At 58.1% G+C, this 18,639-nt stretch carries 16 protein-coding genes; 14 read left to right on the top strand and 2 right to left on the bottom strand.

Translation table 11 applies throughout. The annotated features are described in order from the left end of the window. Nucleotides 1-279: 279 nt before the first annotated feature. Nucleotides 280-528, bottom strand: coding sequence for a hypothetical protein (locus EI291_RS17210; RefSeq protein ID WP_125422853.1), 249 nt, complete (start codon nucleotides 526-528; stop codon nucleotides 280-282). Nucleotides 529-1,019: 491 nt separating this feature from the next. Between EI291_RS17210 and EI291_RS17215 the strand changes: the two genes are divergently transcribed. Further along, nucleotides 1,020-1,955 carry a DUF808 domain-containing protein gene (locus tag EI291_RS17215; RefSeq protein ID WP_125422856.1) on the top strand — a complete coding sequence of 312 codons (936 nt, stop codon included), beginning with the start codon at nucleotides 1,020-1,022 and terminating at the stop codon, nucleotides 1,953-1,955. A 174-nt stretch (nucleotides 1,956-2,129) separates the two neighbouring features. Beyond that, entirely contained in the window at nucleotides 2,130-3,329 is a 1,200-nt protein-coding gene (locus tag EI291_RS17220) for an acetate/propionate family kinase (RefSeq protein ID WP_125423109.1), read from the top strand. Here EI291_RS17220 and EI291_RS17225 read toward each other — a convergent pair whose 3' ends face one another. Then, nucleotides 3,330-3,890: a hypothetical protein gene (locus EI291_RS17225; protein ID WP_125422858.1), complete on the bottom strand. Its 561-nt coding sequence runs from the start codon at nucleotides 3,888-3,890 to the stop codon at nucleotides 3,330-3,332. It abuts the gene before it with no gap. Between the two features lie 217 nt (nucleotides 3,891-4,107). Between EI291_RS17225 and EI291_RS17230 the strand changes: the two genes are divergently transcribed. The 12 genes from EI291_RS17230 to EI291_RS17285 all read left to right on the top strand — a co-directional run bounded on the left by EI291_RS17230 (nucleotide 4,108) and on the right by EI291_RS17285 (nucleotide 18,531). Further along, complete coding sequence (locus tag EI291_RS17230) at nucleotides 4,108-6,177, top strand: VWA domain-containing protein (RefSeq protein WP_240635582.1); 2,070 nt, start codon at nucleotides 4,108-4,110, stop codon at nucleotides 6,175-6,177. A gap of 37 nt (nucleotides 6,178-6,214) precedes the next feature. Then, entirely contained in the window at nucleotides 6,215-6,619 is a 405-nt protein-coding gene (locus EI291_RS17235) for a hypothetical protein (RefSeq protein WP_125422861.1), read from the top strand. A 52-nt stretch (nucleotides 6,620-6,671) separates the two neighbouring features. Beyond that, on the top strand, nucleotides 6,672-7,610 hold the full coding sequence (locus EI291_RS23040; protein ID WP_205701623.1) for a pseudouridine synthase: 939 nt from the start codon (nucleotides 6,672-6,674) through the stop codon (nucleotides 7,608-7,610). Beyond that, nucleotides 7,610-8,584, top strand: a complete 975-nt coding sequence (locus EI291_RS17245; RefSeq protein ID WP_125422864.1) for an alpha/beta hydrolase — start codon at nucleotides 7,610-7,612, stop codon at nucleotides 8,582-8,584. Before EI291_RS23040 ends, EI291_RS17245 begins: the two co-directional genes overlap by 1 nt. Nucleotides 8,585-8,821: 237 nt before the next feature. After that, entirely contained in the window at nucleotides 8,822-10,294 is a 1,473-nt protein-coding gene (locus EI291_RS17250; RefSeq protein WP_125422867.1) for a CoA-acylating methylmalonate-semialdehyde dehydrogenase, read from the top strand. Nucleotides 10,295-10,413: 119 nt separating this feature from the next. After that, a complete protein-coding gene (locus tag EI291_RS17255) occupies nucleotides 10,414-11,766 on the top strand; it encodes an aminotransferase class III-fold pyridoxal phosphate-dependent enzyme (protein ID WP_125422870.1) in 1,353 nt (450 codons plus the stop codon). A gap of 140 nt (nucleotides 11,767-11,906) precedes the next feature. Then, on the top strand, nucleotides 11,907-13,283 hold the full coding sequence (hydA, locus tag EI291_RS17260) for a dihydropyrimidinase (protein WP_125422873.1): 1,377 nt from the start codon (nucleotides 11,907-11,909) through the stop codon (nucleotides 13,281-13,283). A gap of 78 nt (nucleotides 13,284-13,361) precedes the next feature. Beyond that, on the top strand, nucleotides 13,362-14,228 hold the full coding sequence (locus tag EI291_RS17265; protein WP_240635583.1) for a nitrilase-related carbon-nitrogen hydrolase: 867 nt from the start codon (nucleotides 13,362-13,364) through the stop codon (nucleotides 14,226-14,228). A 133-nt stretch (nucleotides 14,229-14,361) separates the two neighbouring features. After that, complete coding sequence (locus EI291_RS17270; protein WP_125422876.1) at nucleotides 14,362-15,687, top strand: FAD-dependent oxidoreductase; 1,326 nt, start codon at nucleotides 14,362-14,364, stop codon at nucleotides 15,685-15,687. Nucleotides 15,688-15,943: 256 nt separating this feature from the next. Further along, nucleotides 15,944-17,335, top strand: coding sequence for an NAD-dependent dihydropyrimidine dehydrogenase subunit PreA (gene preA, locus EI291_RS17275; RefSeq protein ID WP_125422879.1), 1,392 nt, complete (start codon nucleotides 15,944-15,946; stop codon nucleotides 17,333-17,335). A 70-nt stretch (nucleotides 17,336-17,405) separates the two neighbouring features. Then, nucleotides 17,406-17,849 carry a hypothetical protein gene (locus tag EI291_RS17280; protein ID WP_125422882.1) on the top strand — a complete coding sequence of 148 codons (444 nt, stop codon included), beginning with the start codon at nucleotides 17,406-17,408 and terminating at the stop codon, nucleotides 17,847-17,849. Between the two features lie 67 nt (nucleotides 17,850-17,916). Further along, nucleotides 17,917-18,531, top strand: a complete 615-nt coding sequence (locus tag EI291_RS17285; protein ID WP_125422885.1) for an immunity 53 family protein — start codon at nucleotides 17,917-17,919, stop codon at nucleotides 18,529-18,531. Nucleotides 18,532-18,639 lie beyond the last annotated feature (108 nt).

Raw genomic sequence — 18,639 nt, forward strand, 5'->3', positions numbered from 1 at the left:
AAGCGGCTCTGCACGAGGCCATCGGTTGGATTACTAGCCAAGATGCGCGCAACTGGTTTGACCACTGTGGGTATCACACTCAACCAGCTAAATGAACGGACGAACCGTTCACGAATCCGCTATATATTATACGCCGTTTTATTCATACATCTCAAGTACATATTTTACGTTGTCGTTATTTAAACCTTTTAATTTCTCTAAAGCATTATTAGAAATATCTGTATTGATTGTCTGTAATGCGTGAACACATTTTCTCAAAGTTGACTCCAGCTCATCATCTTACCATCGAAATGTTTCTCTATTTAAGGCAATATTTACAATCGGTTCTACAAATCTATCATCACGTAGACTCTCCAAGTAAATTGTATTCACTAAGTCTTCGTGTTGGCCATGCCAAGTTGCAATCAACAATTTTTCAATATATTCAAAACTATCAGTCTCAAACTTATTTTGATTTGAAAAGTCAAGACACTGAATAAGTCCCTCTTCGTCTTCATTTTCTACAGCTCGTTTTAGTTCGTCTTTCATTTTTACACGGATTTTTCAAAATGGCATATAACATTAGGGTTGTCGAAACTCGGCAAACTTACAAGTTTCGGCAACCGGCGCTATTTACACAAGTAGTCTTCGGGAAGCATAGCCAGATTGGTATGCTTCCCGGAACTCCGGTTCAAAGTCCCAACGTATCGAGGGGTGAAGCTGGGCGGGAGGTTTGGGCCACATGGGTGTAGATTTCGGTGGTTTTGATGCTGCTGTGCCGCAACAGGTTCTAGAATAGGCAAATATCGGCACCAACCTCCAACCAGCTACGCCCCTCGTCTTTTTTGCAGGAAAACCGTAATAGCACGGCGTATTCCTACAGTCATTACGTACCGGCTAACCTTCCGAGCTTCGGCTCCGGGCCTGTAGCCAACGTACAGCTGCTCCGGATACCTTTGCAGCGGCCTGCCGCCCAATAACCCGGGCACGCGGGCCGGCTGCACGCTTACAACACTGCTTTTTTCACCCAACCAACCTACATGGCCTCCGGACTTTTTGCATTACTAGATGATATTTCGGCTTTAGTGAAAGTCAGTGCCGCCAGCCTGGACGATGTGCCGGCGCAGGTGGCCAAAACCACCGGCAAGGTGTCGGGCATCGTGATTGACGATACGGCCGTGACGCCCAAGTACGTGGTCGGCCTCGACCCCAGCCGGGAGCTATCCATCATCTACCAGATTGCCAAAAAGTCGCTGTTCAACAAGCTGCTGATTCTGACGCCGGCGGCGCTGGTGCTGGGCTACTTCGCTCCCTGGGCCATTACGCCCATTCTGATGCTGGGCGGGGCCTACCTGTGTTACGAGGGCTACGAGAAGGTGCATTCCCTATTCAGCAAGCACCCCGAGGCCCACGCGGAAACCGAGCAGCTGGAAACCATTACGCCGGAGGAGCTGGAAAAGCAGCGCGTGGCCGGCGCCGTCCGCACCGACATCATTCTGTCGGCCGAAATCATGGCTATTGCCTACAGCCAAGTAACCGACCAGCCCATCCTGAACCAGGTGCTGGTGATGCTGGCCGTGGCGGTATTCATCACAGTGGCCGTGTACGGCTTTGTGGGGCTGATTGTGAAGGCCGACGACATAGGCCTTCACCTGGCCGAGGGCGACAACAGCGCGGCCACCAAGAGCTTCGGCCGCGGCCTCGTGAAGTTCATGCCGAAGTTTCTCAGCATCCTGAGCTACGTGGGCACCGCCGCCATGCTGTGGGTGGGCGCCGAAATCATTGCCCACGGCATCCCCTTCACCGCCCACCTCCTGCACGAGCTGGAAGTAGCCCTGGCCTCCATGCCCGCCGTGGCCTGGCTGGCCAAAGTAGTGGCCTGCGGCCTGGGCGGTCTGGTGATTGGCTTCGTGATTGACCAGGTAGTACGGCTGGTGAAAAAGCTGCTACCGGCTAAGAAGGAGGTTGCGCAGTAGCGCGAACTTTGCAGTTCGCGCTACTGCATCTTATATAGCACGTCATGCTGAGCTTGCCGAAGCATCTCTACCGCTTCGTTGCAATCCTAACCTAACGAAGCGGTAGAGATGCTTCGGCAAGCTCAGCATGACGTGCTGGTGTTCTGCAGCCGTGTTTTCCCCCTTGTCATTCCCATGCACATCTTCGTCATCAACTCCGGTAGCAGCTCGCTGAAGTACCAACTGTTTCGCTGGCCGCAGGAGCAGCCACTGGCCCGCGGGCTGGTGGAGCGCATCGGGCTGCCCGATGGCCAGCTCACGCACACCACCCTACGGCCCGATGGCCAGGAGCACACCGTGCGGCGTATTTTGCCCATTCCCGACCACCGCGCCGGCCTGGAGGAAGCTATGCGCCTGCTCACCGACCCTGAAACCGGCGTGCTGCAGAACCCTGAGGACGTACAGCTGGTCGGCCACCGGGCCGTACACGGCGGGGAGGAATTCCGGGAGCCGACGCTGGTGACACCGGAGGTGAAGGCCCGCATCCGGGAGCTGTTTCCGCTGGCTCCGCTACACAACCCGGCCAACCTGTTAGGCATGGAAGTGGCCGAGCAATTGTTTCCGCAGGCCCGGCAGGTAGCGGTGTTCGACACGGCGTTTCACAGCACGCTGCCTCCCTACGCCTACCGCTTTGCGCTGCCCGAGGAATTGTACACCAAGCACGGGCTGCGCGCCTACGGCTTCCACGGCACCAGCCACCAGTTCGTGAGCCGCGAAACCCTGCGCTACCTGGGCCAGCCCGACGCCCGCGTTATCACAGTGCACCTGGGCAACGGCTGCAGCATGACCGCCACCGTGGCCGGCCGCGCTGTGGATACCAGCATGGGCTTCGGCCCTATGAACGGGCTGGTGATGGGCACTCGTGCCGGCGACACCGACCAGGCCGTCATTTTCCACCTGGTAGAGCAGCTGGGCTACTCGCTCGATGACGTGAAGAACCTGCTCAACAAGGAAAGCGGCATGCTCGGCCTCACCGGCCACAGCGACATGCGAGACATCACGCGCCTGCTCAACGAAGGCGACCCGCGCGCCCGCCTCGCCTACGACCTCTACGCCTACCGCATCAAGAAGTACCTCGGCAGTTTCCTGGCCGTGCTCAATGGGGCCGAAGCCGTGGTATTCACGGGCGGCGTGGGCGAAAACGACGCGCTGGTGCGCCAGCTGGTGTGCGCCAACCTGGATTTCATGGGCATCCGGCTCGATGAAACCGAAAACGCCCGCCGTGCCCCCGGCATCCGGGACTTATCGGCGGCCGGCACCCGGGTGCGGGTGCTGGTAGTGCCCACTAACGAGGAGCTGGAAATTGCGCGGCTGTGTGCGGGAATTGATGTATGATTAGTAGTTAGCCGGAAAGCACTGTGGGCCGATAGCACCGCCACCATATTCCAGCACTAGCTCTTCCGACTGAACAATATGAGTGCAACCGCGTGCGTATTGTTCCCGAAGGCTGTCCGCAATTGGCCTGCTGAAAACATTGAACGAATACATGCCCATACCGCTTCTCTTGAAGCCCAAAACGGCCGGCTCACCGTTCTGAATGGAAATACAGTCGGCGGCCTCCAGCTTTTCCTGAAGCTGTTGAATTGCAGCCTCACTCCACCCCAAACTGGTGACTAAACTATCAAGTTGGTGTTTGGACGAACTGGCCCACGCCAAACTGTACGTGGGATGTTGCGCAGGACCTTCTTGCACTACTATCCGGTCAATAGCACCATCTTCAAACTCAACTTCTACCTGCTTGCCAGCTGGCACTATTGAATCGTAATAACCGATGGCCGTTTGAATTGCGGAATAATGTTCGGTATAGCTATCCACTATTTCTTTTCGGGTATAGTCTTTATCAAATACCCCAAAGGCATGTGCAATGAATCCCACATACCCGAGAAACGCGGCCATCAGCACAACAATAACAGTACGTATACCAATGATAATCTTTAACGCTAGGCTCACTACAAATCAATTTTATCTGTATCTGAATCGAAAGCTCAAATTCAAACCTACTTTTTCTCCAGCTCCCCCGCAACCTGCTACCTTCGCTACCCGGCCCCGGCGCGCGGCGCAACTATGGGCGCGGGTTTGGGGTTTTTAGGTTCACACTGATTTCTGTCGGCTTTTGCTGTTATCTGCTTCTCCCTGGTTTATTGCGCTGTGCCTGCTGGTGGGGCTGGGCTACGCGGTCCTGCTGTACTCGGCCAAAGCTCCGTGGAGCCGAAGCGTGAACTACGCGCTGGCGGCCGTACGCTTTGCGGTGGTGAGCTTCCTGTGCTTTCTGCTGTTGTCGCCGTTTCTGAAATCCACCACCACTACCCGACAGGAGCCCACGCTGGTGCTGGCGCTGGATAACTCGCAGTCGGTGGGGCTGTTTACGCCCCCGGCGGTGCTGCGCCAGGCCACGCAGGGGCTGCAGCAGCTGGCTACCGAGCTGCGCGGCCAGGGCTTTCAGGTAGAAACCCGCACCCTAAGTCCCAGTTCGTCCACCCGACCCGATTCAGTGCGGTTTCAGGCCGCCGCTACCGATGTGGATAGGCTGCTCGCGGGCATCGATAACGAGTTTGAAGGACGCAATCTGGCGGGTGTGGTGCTGCTGTCGGATGGGCTGGTGAACCAGGGCCGGGCTCCGCAGTACGCTGAGTATCCCTTCCCGGTGTACGCCGTGGGCGTGGGCGACACTATTCCGAAGAAGGACGTAAGCCTGCCGGCCCTGACTTATAACCGCGTTGCCTTCAGCGGCAACCAGTTCCCCATTGAGGCTGAAATCGGGTACGATGGGTACGCGGGCAGTACAGCCACCGTGCAGGTGCGCGAAAACGGCCGGGTGCTGCAAACCCGGCAGGTACGCCTGCCCACCGGGCAGCGGCGCGTGAAAACAACTTTCCTGCTCACGGCCCCGGCCCCCGGCAAGCGCCGTTACGAGGTGGTAGTGGCCCCGCTGGCCGGCGAGTTTACCCGCCTCAACAACCAGAAGTTCGCCTACCTCGACGTAGTGAAAGGCAAACTGCGGGTACTGCTGGCCGGGGCGGCTCCCCACCCGGATTTGAAGGCATTGCGGGCTGCTATTCTGCAAAACGACAACTTCGACCTGACTACGTACCTACCCGGCATCACGCCTCTGAAAACGCAGGACTTTGACGTGGCCATTCTGCACCAACTGCCCGCGCAAAGCGGCGTGGGTGCCGAGGTGCTGGCCCAGGTGAAAGCCCGCCGGGTACCGGCCCTGTACGTGCTGGGCTCCCAGACCAACTTCGGAGCCTACAACGCCCTGGGCACCGGCCTTACCGTAACGCCCCGGGGCGGCCAGACCGATGAGGTAACGCCCGTACCCAACCCCAGCTTCACGCGGTTTTCCTTCGAGGAAGATGCGTTGCGCCGGTTTCTGGCGTACCCGCCCGCCGCAGTACCGTTTGGGGATGTGCGCGTGGGCGGAGGTGCTGAAGTAGCGTTGTGGCAGCAGGTAGGCCGCCTAAAAACCCAGAAGCCGCTGCTGGTTTTCGGCGGGTCGGCGGCCCAGCGCCAGGCCACCCTGCTCACGGATGGCAGCTGGCAGTGGCGCCTGCAGGAAGCCGTGGAACACGACGACCGGCCCGAAGCATATGACCGGCTGGTGCTGCGTACCCTGCAGCTACTCACCCAGAACGCCAACAAGAAGCGTCTCGACGTGTACCCGACCCAGGATGCCTTCGATACCCAGGACGATGTCACCTTCGGGGCCGAAACCTACAATGCCATTTTTGAGCGCATCTATAACCAGCAAATCACACTCACCCTCACCAACGAGCAGCAGAGAAACCGCACGTTCACATTTGCCAATTCCGAGGATGGGGCTCCGCTGCACCTGGGCCCGTTGCCGGCCGGCCTGTACCGCTACACGGCCCGCGCTACCGTAAGCGGGCAGCCCCAGCAGGACCGGGGCGAGGTGTTAATACAGGCTCAGCAGCTGGAAGCCACCCAGTCCAAAGCCGACCACAACCTGCTGGCGCAGGTAGCCCGGCGTAGCGGGCAGCGGCTGTATTTTCCGCAGCAGCTGCAGCAACTAACCCAGGACATCCGCAAAGCCAATTATAAGCCCGTTTTGTATGAGCAGGAGGATTTGCAGGATCTGATTAATCTGAAATGGCTGTTTTTCCTGCTGCTGGGGCTGCTGACCATAGAATGGGCCACACGCAAGTATTCCGGCGGCGTGTAAGGCGCGGTTCGGGGCCAGTTCTTTCTTTTTTCTTGATATGAAACGCTTTCTTCTCCTTCTGCTGCCGGCTACGGCTCTACTGGCCAGCTGCTCGAAAACCACCGAAGAGCAGGCCAAGCTGGCCGTGCAGGATTTCGTGCGCACCCGCGCCTCCGACCCCAGCAACTACTTCCCCGAGAAGTTCCGGTTCCGCGCCTATACCAAGCGTGATTCGCTGCTGTACCTGGCCGATATGGCCCGCATCAACAACCTGCCGGCCCCTCCCGCCCCTACGCCTAAAGACTCCGTACGCATTGGCACGCTGGTACACCACAGCTACCGGGACCAGATGCGCAACGGCGTGATGGTGCAGGACAGCGGCGAGTTTGTGGCCCGGGCCAACGGTACCGTGCGCAGCTTAGTGGCCGAAAGCCTCCGGCGTAAGCGGTTGGCCGGGAAGTAGCCGTACCTTTGCCGCATAAATTTCACGGTGAGCCGCAAGGCTCATGCCCCGCATGCGCTACATTCTGCTCAACAAGCCCTACGAAGTCCTGACCCAGTTTACCGACGAAAACGGCCGGCAAACGCTCAAGGACTTCGTATCCGTACCCAACATTTACCCCGTCGGCCGCCTCGACTACGACTCCGAGGGCCTGGTGCTGCTCACCGATGATAAGCAGCTGCAGCATCGCCTCTCCGAGCCTCGCTTCAAGGTGCCCAAAACCTACTGGGTGCAGGTGGAGGGCGTGCCGACGGAAGAGGCGCTTGCCACCCTGCGCCGCGGCGTGGACCTGAAAACCGGCTTCACCACCCCTGCCGAGGCTGAGCTGCTGCCCGACGCGCCCCAGCTCTGGGAGCGAAGCAAGCCGGTGCGGTTTCGGGCCAATATCCCCACCAGCTGGGTGCAAATCCGGATTTCGCAGGGTATGAACCGGCAGGTGCGCAAAATGACAGCCGCCGTGGGCTTCCCCACTCTGCGCCTGGTGCGCGTACAGCTGGCTGACCTGAAAGTGGCTGACCTCCAGCCCGGCCAGTGGCGCGAATTGACGGAGAAGGAAGTGCAGGCTCTCACCGAAGACATGGCCGCCCAGACAGCCGCCGCCGGCACCTTCAAAACGCCCAACAAAGGCTCCGAATACTGGCCCGGCGGCATCCGGCCGGCCAATGCCAAACCAGCTCCCACGGGTGGCTTCAACCGCACCGCTCCCAAATCTGCGCCGGAAGGCACCAAACGGGGCACCGGCAGCCGGGGCGCGGGCCGCGCAGCGGGCACTGGCTCGTTTGCACCTAAGTCAGCGGGCGGCAAAAGTGGCGGCAAAGCGGCTACGGGTGGTGCCGGCCGGAAGCCCGGCGCTAAGCCCACCGGCCGCGGCCCGGCCACTCCGGGTGGCCGCCCCGGCAGCACCGGCCGAAAGCCGGGTCCCACGGGTGGCAAACGCTCCGGGCGCGGCTAATGCGTACTCATCACATCTTCCGCCACGGCCGCCGCACCCTCGTGCTGGCGGCCGTGGTATTTGCGGGCCTGAATGTGGTAGCTGCTTTCCACGCCTGGCGCTTCACGCACTTCACTGTAGCGGCCGGAACTCATACCGACAACCCCGAGCAACTCACGCCACTGCAGAAGCTGGGGGTGTTGCTTACGGGTATCAAAAACCCCAAACCGGTCAACCAACAGTACCCTTCCTTCCCATTCGCCACGCTGCACCTGGCCAGCCCCAACGGCCGGCTGGAATGCTGGTACGGGCCGGTGGCGCAGCCCCGCGGCACGGTGGCCCTGTTTCACGGCTACACCAGCTCTAAGGGCAAGTTACTGACGGAGGCGGCCCACTTCCGCAGCCTCGGCTACAACGTGCTGCTGACCGATTTTGCCGGCAACGGCGGCTCCACGGGCAACGTGTGCACCGTGGGCCACCACGAAGCCGCCGACGTGGCCACGGTGTTGCGCTGGCTGCAGCGGCGGAACAGTCCGGTGTTTGTGTATGCCAATTCCATGGGGGCCGTGGCTACGCTGCGGGCGGAGGCCGAGTTGGGCGTGCAGCCCACGGCCAATGTGCTGGAGTGCCCCTACGGCTCCATGCTCGAAACGGCCCAAAGCCGGTTCCGCTCCATGCGGGTACCCTCTTTCCCCATGGCCAACCTACTGGTGTTCTGGGGCGGTGTAGAGAATAACTTCTGGGCCTTCGACCTCGACACCAAGCACTACGCAGCGCATGTAACTACCCCCACCCTCCTGCTCTGGGGCAACGCCGACCCGCGCGTCACCCGCACCGAAACCGAAGCCATTTTTACGGCACTGGCTGGCCCTAAACAGCGGCAGGATTTTGCAGGCTCCGGCCACGAACCGTATTGGTGGAAGCACCCGCACCAGTGGCGCACCGTTACCGGAGAATTCCTGCGAATGCACTACCAAGCCACCACTCACAAATAGAATTATTTCTACCCAACCCCTTATAGATACGCAACTACTTTTCTATAGTGCGTAGCTGCCGTCTGACGGCCGTTGCTTGGCCTAAAATTGAATTTATTCCATTTAATTCAACTTTTCATTGATATATCATTCAACATTCAACCATATTAATCATCAAACTCATATTCAAAAAAATATAAGAACAGTAGATAGTTTTCAAAAAACCTCTTACTTGCGGATACTTAACAATTCCGTAACATGGAGGCAGAAACTGTAAAATACCCGGTTGTTCGCAACTACGTTGCTGGTCAGTTTGTCGATACTGAAGCTGCCAACACTCTAGCGGTGGAAAGCCCCCTGACGGGTGAGGTGCTGGCCGAAATGCCGCTTTCGGGCGCGGCGGCGCTGGATACGGCCGTGCAAGCAGCCAAAGCGGCATTCCCGGCCTGGTCGACCACGCCGATTAAGGAGCGAGTGCAGGTATTTTACCGCTACAAAACCCTGCTGGAGCAGCACATGGCGGAATTGTCGGAACTGGTGCATCAGGAAAACGGCAAGACGCTGGACGAGGCCCGGGCCGAAGTGGAAAAAGCCATTGAGCTGACGGAGTTTGCCTGCTCCCTGCCCCAATTGGTGGCGGGCGAGGTGATGGAAGTCAGCAAAGGCGTGGAATGCCGCATTGAAAAGCGGCCGTTGGGTGTAGTGGCCTCCATTGCCCCATTCAACTTCCCCAACATGGTGCCGCACTGGACCATCCCTAATGCCCTAGTGCTGGGCAATTGCATGATTCTGAAACCCTCGGAGCTGGTGCCGCTGAGTGCTATGCGCATTGCGGAGTTGCTGAAGGAGGCCGGCCTGCCCGATGGCGTGCTCAACGTAGTAAACGGCGACAAGGAAATTGTGGAAGCCATCTGCGACCATCCCAGCATTCAGGCCGTGTCGTTTGTGGGCTCCACGCGCATTGCGCAGGTGGTGTACCGCCGGGCCACCAGTAACCTGAAGCGGTGCGTAGCCCTGGGCGGGGCCAAAAACCACCTGCTTGTACTGCCCGATGCGCACGCCGACATGACGGCCTCCAATGTGGCAGCTTCCATGTCGGGGTGCGCGGGGCAGCGGTGCATGGCGGGCTCAGCCATGGTGGCCGTGGGCTCCGTGGACCACATTATCAGCAAGCTGGTAGAGGAAGCCCGCAAGATTGTACCCGGCCAGAACCTGGGCTCCGTTATCAGCCGGCAGGCCAAGGAGCGGATTGAGCGCTACATTACCGAAGCTGAACAGGCCGGCGCAAAAGTGCTGCTGGATGGTCGTAACCCGACCGTAGCGGGCAACGAGAACGGCTACTACGTGGGCCCTACCGTTATCGACTACGTAACACCCGATATGGCCATTGCCAGCGAAGAGGTGTTTGGCCCGGTACTGGCCATTATGCGCACCAATACGCTGGATGAGGCGCTATCCATCGAAAACGCCTCCAATTACGGTAATGCCGCCGCCGTATTCACGCAAAGCGGCGGCCTGGCCCGCCACGTGATGGAACAGGCCTCGGCCGGCATGATTGGCGTGAATATCGGCGTGCCCGTACCCCGGGAGCCCTTCTCCTTCGGCGGCTGGAATGAGTCGAAATTCGGGGCCTGCGACATCACCGGCAAAAGCTCCATCGAGTTCTGGACCCAGATGAAGAAGGTCACCACCAAGTGGAACCCCGAGTCGCGCACCAACTGGATGTCTTAAATGAGTTTCTAGTTGCTGGTTTCTGGTTTCTAGTTGTCCTGACGACGGACTACTCAGACTCGCGCATCAGCAAACCCGACAACTAGAAACTAGAAACCAGCAACTAGAAACTTCCTCGTATGGAAACCACCTTCGACACCGACAAGCATCAGATTCTGCAGGACAACCTCGACCACACGCTGTTTTCGTGGTCGAAGCAGGCGGGGCTGAACCCGATTAGCGCGGAGCGGGCCGAGGGTGTTTACCTCTGGGACCGGGACGGCAAGCGGTATATCGACTTCTCCTCGCAGCTGATGAACGTAAACATCGGCCACGGCAACCAGAAAGTGACGGAGGCGGTGGCCGCCCAGATGCGGGAGCTGAGCTACGTGTACCCCGGCATGATTACCAAGGCCCGCGGCGACCTGGGCCGGCGGCTGGCGGAAATCACGCCACCCAACCTCACCAAGGCCTTTTTCACCCTGGGTGGGGCCGAAAGCATCGAAAACGCCGTGAAGCTGGCCCGCGTATATACCGGCCGATATAAGATTGTCAGCCTGTACCAGTCGTTTCACGGTGCTTCGTACGGGGCCATCAGCGTGGGCGGCGACCCGCGCAAGTTCGCCGTAGATTCGCAGGCCATGCCCGGTACGGTGCACGTCGAAAATCCTTACTTCTACCGCTGCCCTTGGTACAGCAGCACCCCAGAGGAATGCGCCGAGCGGGCCGCTGCCGCGATGGAGCGCATCATTGGGTACGAGAATCCGGGCAGCGTGGCGGCCGTTATCCTGGAGGGAGAATCGGGCACCTCGGGCTGCATCAAGTACCCGCCCGGCTACTGGCAGCGGGTGCGCGAAATCTGCGACAAGCACGGTATTCTGCTTATTGCTGACGAGGTGATGTCGGGCTTTGGGCGCACCGGCAAGTGGTTCGGCTCCGACCACCACGGCGTGAAGGTGGATCTGATGTGCATGGCCAAGGGCATTACGGCCGGGTACCTGCCACTCGGCGCGGTAATGGTGGACGAGCAGATTGCCCACTACTTCGACGAGCGGCCCCTGCCGTTGGGCCTCACCTACTCGGCCCACCCCGTATCCTGCGCCGCCGCCGTAGCTGTGCTGGACATCTACGAGGAGGAAAACATGCTCGAAAACGTGCAGGAACTGGGCCATTACCTGGATGCCCGCATCTGTGACCTGATGGGGGAACACCCGAGTATCGGTGACTGGCGCAATACAGGTCTGTTTGGTTGCCTGGAGCTGGTGAAGAACCGGGAAACCAAAGAGCCGATGGCCCCCTGGAATGCCGCCCCTTCTCAAATGGAAGTGATGAACCAGGTGGCGGCCAAAATCCGGGAGCTGGGTATGTACACCTTCGTGCGCTGGAACTACATTTTCATTGCCCCGCCCCTCAACATCACCCGCGACGAGCTGGATGAAGGCCTGGCCATCATCAGCGAAGCCCTGCGCATAGCCGACGCCCATACCCACTAGGCTTTACCCCCGACTTCCTGCTTGATTTTTCGGCTCGTCAGCAGACGAGTCCAGCTGGCTTGTTTGCTTTTGCGGCGCGGAATTTCATTCGGCAATTTGTATCTTTTCCTTTTCCAATTCGCTCACAATCATCCTGTTTGATGGCAACTGTACTGGTAAAAAATGGCCGGGTAATTACTGCTGACTCCGACAGCGTGTGCGACATTCTGGTGGAGGATGAAATCATTACGGCCATTGGCAAAAACCTGCCCGTGCAGGCCGATGAAATCATTGACGCCACCGGCAAGCTGGTGCTGCCCGGCGGAATTGACCCACACGTACATTTGGATATGCCCTTCATGGGCACTTTCAGCTCCGATACGCACGAAACCGGCACCCGCGCCGCCCTCCACGGCGGCACTACTACCGTCATTGATTTTGTGCTGCAGAAGCAGGGCCATAGCCTGCGGGAGGCGCTGACGGAATGGCAAAGCCGCGCCAACGGCACGGCCGTGGGCGACTATTCGTTTCACATGGCCGTAACGGATTTCAACCCCAGCACCAAGGAGGAAATCAAGGATATGGTGGCCGAGGGCATCACCTCCTTCAAAACCTTCATGGCCTACAAGGGCGCGCTCATGATTGACGACGCGCAGATGGTGGGGCTGATGCAGGAGGTGAAGAAGCACGGCGGCCTCGTGACGGCCCACGCCACCAACGGCGACCTGATTGACACGCTCATTGCCCAGCACCGCGCCGCTGGTAAGCTCACGCCCCGCTACCATTACCTCTCCCAGCCCGAAGTAACGGAAGCCGAAGCCTCGGGCCGCTTCTGCGACATTGCCAACTACACGGGCGTGAATGCCTACATCGTGCACCTTACCTGCGAGGGCGCGCTCAACAAAGTGCGCCGCGCTACTGAACGAAACCAGCGCGTGCTGGTGGAAACCTGCATTCAGTACCTGTTGCTGGATGCCTCGCTGTATGGCGAAGAGTTTGAAGGAGCCAAGTGGGTGATGTCGCCGCCGTTGCGGGAGAAAAAGGACCAGGATACGCTCTGGGCCGGCATCAACCAGGGCCTGGTGCAGGTAGTGGGCACCGACCATTGCCCCTTCATGTGGGAGCAGAAGCTGATGGGTAAGGACGACTTCTCCAGGATTCCGAACGGGCACCCGGCCATTGAACACCGCATGGAGCTGCTGTTTTCGGAAGGCGTGATGAAAGGCCGCATCAGTCCGCAGAAGTTCGTGGAAGTGACCAGCACCAACGCCGCCAAAATCTTCGGCATGTTTCCCCGCAAAGGCACCATCAGCATCGGGGCCGACGCCGACCTCATCCTCATCGACCCCAGGAAGAAGCATACCATTTCGGCCGAGACCCACCACATGAATGTGGATTACTCCAGCTACGAAGGCTGGGAACTGACCGGTAAAATCGACACGGTGCTGCTACGTGGCAAAGTGGCCGTGGACCACGGTGAAACCAAAGTCGGGCGCGGCTACGGGCAGTTCATCAAGCGCGGAAAAGTGGGTTTCTAGAACCTGTTTACCACTCATTGTACGGCTTACGCATCCTCTTACACATCTTTCTCTCACCCCTATAACCGCTTACCTACAATGCCCAGAATTATCAAATCCGGCCTGATTCAGATGAGTTTGCCGATGACGGAAGGTGAAGGCAGCATCGAGGAAATCAAGGAAGCCATGGTGCAGAAGCACATTCCGCTGATTGAGGAAGCCGGCCGCCAGGGGGTGCAGATTCTGTGCCTGCAGGAAATCTTCAACACGCCCTACTTCTGCCCCGGCCAGGACAAAGCGTGGTACGCTTCTGCCGAATCGGTGCCCGGCCCCACCACGGAACGCATGGCTGAATACGCGAAGAAGTACAACATGGTGATGATTGTGCCGGTGTACGAGCGGGAGTCGGCGGGCTTCCTCTACAACACCGCCGCCGTAATCGATGCCGATGGCACCTACCTAGGCAAATACCGCAAAAACCACATTCCGCACACTTCCGGCTTCTGGGAAAAGTTTTTCTTTAAGCCTGGCAACATGGGCTACCCCGTGTTCCAGACCAAGTATGCCAAAGTGGGCGTGTACATCTGCTACGACCGGCACTTCCCCGACGGGGCCCGCGTGCTGGGCCTGAACGGCGCGGAAATCGTGTACAACCCTTCGGCCACCGTGGCCGGCCTGTCGCAATACCTCTGGAAGCTGGAGCAGCCGGCCCACGCGGCGGCCAACGGCTACTTTATGGGCTGCATCAACCGCGTAGGCGAGGAAAAGCCCTGGAATCTGGGCCGCTTCTACGGCAGCAGCTACTTCGTGGACCCACGCGGCCAGATTTTCGCCCAAGCCTCCGAGGAAAAAGATGAACTGCTGGTAGCCGAATTTGACCTCGACATGATTGAGGAAGTGCGCTCTACCTGGCAGTTCTTCCGTGACCGGCGCCCCGAAACCTACGAGAAGCTGGTGGAGCTATAGGAGTTTCTGGTTGCTGGTTTCTTGTTTCTTGTTGACAAGAAGCTCCGGCCTGCAAGCAGTAGGTTCCTGCTGTTGCGGATGAACTATGCATCCAACTAGAAACAAGAAACCAGCAACTAGAAACTTTTAAGAAATGGCCGAATACGCTACTCCAACTACTGAGCAGGAATTTGCCGGAAACTTTGCGCAGCTCAAGCCGCTGATGAGCAACTCGGAGGCCCTGCTGGAAAGCTCCCGCTGCCTGTTCTGCTTCGATGCGCCCTGTATCAAGGCTTGTCCTTCTGGCATCGATATTCCGCTGTTCATCCGCCAGATTAATTCCGGTAATGCCACCGGCGCGGCCCGCACCATTTACGAGGCCAACTACTTCGGTAACGCCTGCGGTAAGGTGTGCCCCACGGAGGTACTCTGCGAAGGATCCTGCGTGTACACGGCCACTGGTGCCAAACCCATTGAAATTGGAAGGCTGCAAAGCCACGCCACGCGCAAAGTGATGGACCAGGGCAAGCACTTGTTCCAGCCGGGCGCGGCTACGGGGTTTCGGGTGGCGGTAGTTGGGGCCGGACCGGCCGGTATTTCCTGCGCCTGCGAGCTGCGCAAGCTGGGCCACGAAGTAGAGGTGTTCGAAGCCCGCAGTCAGCCCTCTGGTCTGACGCTGTACGGCGTGGCCCCCTACAAAATCACCAACGAGGAAACGCTGGCCGAAATGGCGTATCTGGAAGCGCAATTCGGCTTTCAAGTGCACTACAACCATCTCATCAGTACTCGCGCCGACCTGGAAAAGCTGGAAAATGAGTACGACGCCATCTTCCTGGGCATTGGGCTGGGCCACACCTCGGCGCTGGGGTTGCCGGGCGAAGAGCGGGAGAACTGCGTGGGGGCGGTGGAGTTCATCGAGCAGCTGCGCATCCGGCAGGAGCAAACCGCCGTGGGCCGCAAAGTGGTAGTGCTGGGCGGCGGCAACACGGCCATGGACGCCGCTTCCGAGTCGGCGCGGCTGGGGGCGGAGCGGGTGGTGCTGGCCTACCGGCGCGGCAAGGAGGAAATGGGCGCGTATGAATTTGAGTACGACCTCGCCAAAGGAGTTGGGGTGCAGGGCCTGTTCAACGTAGCGCCGCTGGAAATCCTGGGCAATGGCAAGGTGGAAGGCGTGAAATTCGTGCGCACCGCCGTCCTCAATGGTCAGGTGCAGCCCGTGCCGGGTTCGGAGTTCGTGGAACCCTGCGACATGGTGATAAAAGCCACCGGCCAGGCCAAGCAGACCAGTTTCCTCCACCTCATTCCGGAGCTGCAGCTGGATGGCAAAGGCCGTATCGTGTTCAACCCCGGCACCGGTCAGACGACCAATCCGCGCTACTTCGCCGCCGGCGACGCGGCCAATGGCGGCGCCGAAGTAGTAAACGCCGCCGCCGACGGCAAAGCCGCCGCCCACGGCATTCATACGTTTTTGACTCGTTAAAACGTCATTCCGAGCGAAGTCGAGGAATCTCGCGTGCTGATGTTGCAATGGTAACTGTCATGCTGAGCTTGTCGAAGTATCTCTACCGCTTCGATTGGATTACGACCACACCGTCAGCACGCGAGATTCCTCGACTACGGCTACGCCTTCGCTCGGAATGACGTTCTGATGGCCCCAAATAGCCACCACCTAACGGCACAGGCACCGGCCAACCAGAAACCAGAAACACGAAACCAGCAACTAGAAACTCATTCCCATGCCTGACCTCTCCATCAACTTTGCAGGTATCAAGTCGCCCAATCCGTTCTGGCTGGCTTCGGCGCCGCCTACCAACTCCGGGTACCAAGTGATGAAGGCCTTTGACGCCGGCTGGGGCGGGGCCGTGTGGAAGACGCTGGGCGTGCCCGTGGTAAACGTGTCGAGCCGCTACGGCAGCGTGAACTACCGGGATAAGCGTATGATGGGCTTCAACAACATTGAGCTGATATCGGATAGGCCATTGGCCGACAACCTGCGCGAGATTGAGGAAGTGAAGAAGCGCTTCCCCCACCACGCCGTCATTGCCTCCCTCATGGTGCAGAGCCGGCAGGAATGGCACGACATTGTGCGCGACGTGACCAACGCCGGCTCCGATGGCATTGAGCTGAATTTTGGCTGCCCGCATGGCATGTGCGAACGGGGCATGGGCTCGGCCGTGGGTCAGGAGCCAGAGGTGCTGCAAACCATTGTGGAATGGGTGATGGAAGTGGCCCGCATTCCGGTTATCGTGAAGCTTACGCCTAATATCAGTGACATTACCGAGCCCGCTCTGGCCGCGCGGCGCGGGGGTGCCAACGCCATTTCGCTTATCAACACCATCCAGAGTATTGTGGGCGTGGATCTGGACCTGTTTGCCCCCTACCCCATTGTGGATGGCAAGGGCAGCAACGGCGGCTACTGCGGCCCGGCCGTGAAGCCCATTGCCCTGAACATGGTGAAAAACTGCGCCCAGCACCCCGATGTGCGCCTGCCCATTTCCGGCATCGGCGGCATCGAAACCTGGCGCGATGCGGTGGAGCACATTCTACTGGGAGCATCATCGGTGCAGGTGTGCACGGCAGCCATGCACTACGGCTTCGGCATCATCCGGGAAATGACCAGCGGGCTGGAGCAATACATGACGGAGAAAGGGTTCCATACCATTGACGACATGGTGGGCCGGGCCCTGCCCAACGTGAAGCACTGGGAAGACCTCAACCTCCAGTACAAAGTCACCGCCAGCATCAACCCCGACAAGTGCATTGGCTGCCAGCTGTGCTACACGGCCTGCGAAGACGGAGCCCACCAAGCCATCCGGCTGCAGCCCGGCACGCGCACCCCAGAAATCATCGACGAGAACTGCGTGGGCTGCAACCTCTGCTCTTTGGTGTGTCCCGTGGAGCAGTGCATCACCATGGAGCGCCGCGACGACGGCACCCAGCACCAAACCTGGAAGGAGCGCACGGCCGCCGACGACATTCCTACAACTTTTAACGACGAGCGGGCCGGCGGCCGCCACCACTGGGTACCCGAGCCCGCGGCGGCGTTGGGTAAGGAAAAGGAAAAAACGCTGCCCGGTAAGGCGCGGTTGTATACACCGGAGCCGGAGAAGCAAGTGGTAAATGAGTAGCTTTAACAGCCTCATTCTAAGAAAAAGCCTCTGCATAAGATATGCAGAGGCTTTTTATCGTTATTTACTTATGCTTTCCTCGTATTCAACTCAAACCCTTTCAGCCCTTCTTGAAGCCTTTCCTGACTTCCGGGATTCTGTAAACCTTCAGGGAGATTACTTCAGCATAAAACTAAATTCCCCTTCCGGGCTACCTTTCATTATCTCCTCTGAAAATGATGAACTGACTGTTTATTTCTCCGAGCACCACTGCCATTTCACCAGCGTTGATGAGCAAGGTAGTGTGGGCGGCTATCCATTAGATGATGCGGAAGATGCAATTGATTATATCCGAAAGTTAATTTCCGGCGAGGTGGCCTTAGCCGTTTGGACTAAAGACGGCAACTTCTCAATGTCTTCTACCTATCAGATTAAAGATGGGCCGTGGCCCATAGGAGCAAACTGGGTTACTTCCTGGCTCTGGCGTTGCTGGGCACGTAAACGAAAGTTGGAGACAATAAAATGGTCCTCCTAAGCCAAGGCCTCATCGCTCTGCTGCGTTGGAGCCCATTCGCTTTATAAAAATTCCATCTTGAACGAGAATGACCAATTTATTACAACGACTGCAATGCTGGTATACAACCAATTGTGATGGTGATTGGGAGCATGATCATGGGATTTCCATTGCGACTCTGGACAATCCAGGTTGGTATGTAATAATTGATTTACAGGATACTTGTCTTGAAAAAGCTGTTCTCCCTAATAAACCTGTAGAAGAACGTTCACCGACCAATTGGGTAACTTGGCATATCGAGGATTGTAAATTTATAGCATCTGGTGGGCCTATGAATTTGTCTGAAATACTATCCTATTTTTTGGATACGCTTTTACCAGAGCAGAAAGATGAGACACTTGAATACAAGGTCTACATTCCGCTCAAAGGCTATGAAGGTTTAATTTGGAGGCTGGCTCATGCTGTACTTATTACGGAAAGTCAACTCCGCATTGTTGATTTTCCTAATCCCGAAAGCACAAACTCCTACAGTGTAGGAGATGAGAGAGGATTTGAGCCATTTAGCTTACTAGAAGCTACCTCCTTGGGGTCGGCTGTTGCTGTTGCGGAAGTAGGTGATTTAATCGAAGTAACAATCGAGGAGCATCAGTTCAGCACCGACCTAGTTTATGTTGGTCATGTAAAGGCACAGGGAGTAGAATAACAATTACTGCCCGCCTGTCAGGAAATCCCGACGGTGATTTTCCCGTAGAAGTCAGACCGTCCGGAAAGAACGGCCCAGTTTGCCCCAAAATGACAATCTGTCACGAAT

Source organism: Hymenobacter rigui, assembly GCF_003944715.1.
GTDB classification, from domain to species: domain Bacteria; phylum Bacteroidota; class Bacteroidia; order Cytophagales; family Hymenobacteraceae; genus Hymenobacter; species Hymenobacter rigui.

What these genes read in the sequence shown, in the direction of transcription:
- EI291_RS17255 (WP_125422870.1), top strand. Translation starts at nt 10,414, where the DNA reads ATGGAAACCACCTTCGACACCGACAAGCATCAGATTCTGCAGGACAAC.
- EI291_RS17270 (WP_125422876.1), top strand. Translation starts at nt 14,362, where the DNA reads ATGGCCGAATACGCTACTCCAACTACTGAGCAGGAATTTGCCGGAAAC.
- EI291_RS17235 (WP_125422861.1), top strand. Translation starts at nt 6,215, where the DNA reads ATGAAACGCTTTCTTCTCCTTCTGCTGCCGGCTACGGCTCTACTGGCC.
- EI291_RS17215 (WP_125422856.1), top strand. Translation starts at nt 1,020, where the DNA reads ATGGCCTCCGGACTTTTTGCATTACTAGATGATATTTCGGCTTTAGTG.
- preA (WP_125422879.1), top strand. Translation starts at nt 15,944, where the DNA reads ATGCCTGACCTCTCCATCAACTTTGCAGGTATCAAGTCGCCCAATCCG.
- EI291_RS17225 (WP_125422858.1), bottom strand. Translation starts at nt 3,890, where the DNA reads ATGGCCGCGTTTCTCGGGTATGTGGGATTCATTGCACATGCCTTTGGG.
- EI291_RS17210 (WP_125422853.1), bottom strand. Translation starts at nt 528, where the DNA reads ATGAAAGACGAACTAAAACGAGCTGTAGAAAATGAAGACGAAGAGGGA.
- EI291_RS23040 (WP_205701623.1), top strand. Translation starts at nt 6,672, where the DNA reads ATGCGCTACATTCTGCTCAACAAGCCCTACGAAGTCCTGACCCAGTTT.
- EI291_RS17220 (WP_125423109.1), top strand. Translation starts at nt 2,130, where the DNA reads ATGCACATCTTCGTCATCAACTCCGGTAGCAGCTCGCTGAAGTACCAA.
- hydA (WP_125422873.1), top strand. Translation starts at nt 11,907, where the DNA reads ATGGCAACTGTACTGGTAAAAAATGGCCGGGTAATTACTGCTGACTCC.
- EI291_RS17250 (WP_125422867.1), top strand. Translation starts at nt 8,822, where the DNA reads ATGGAGGCAGAAACTGTAAAATACCCGGTTGTTCGCAACTACGTTGCT.
- EI291_RS17285 (WP_125422885.1), top strand. Translation starts at nt 17,917, where the DNA reads ATGACCAATTTATTACAACGACTGCAATGCTGGTATACAACCAATTGT.
- EI291_RS17280 (WP_125422882.1), top strand. Translation starts at nt 17,406, where the DNA reads ATGCTTTCCTCGTATTCAACTCAAACCCTTTCAGCCCTTCTTGAAGCC.
- EI291_RS17245 (WP_125422864.1), top strand. Translation starts at nt 7,610, where the DNA reads ATGCGTACTCATCACATCTTCCGCCACGGCCGCCGCACCCTCGTGCTG.
- EI291_RS17265 (WP_240635583.1), top strand. Translation starts at nt 13,362, where the DNA reads ATGCCCAGAATTATCAAATCCGGCCTGATTCAGATGAGTTTGCCGATG.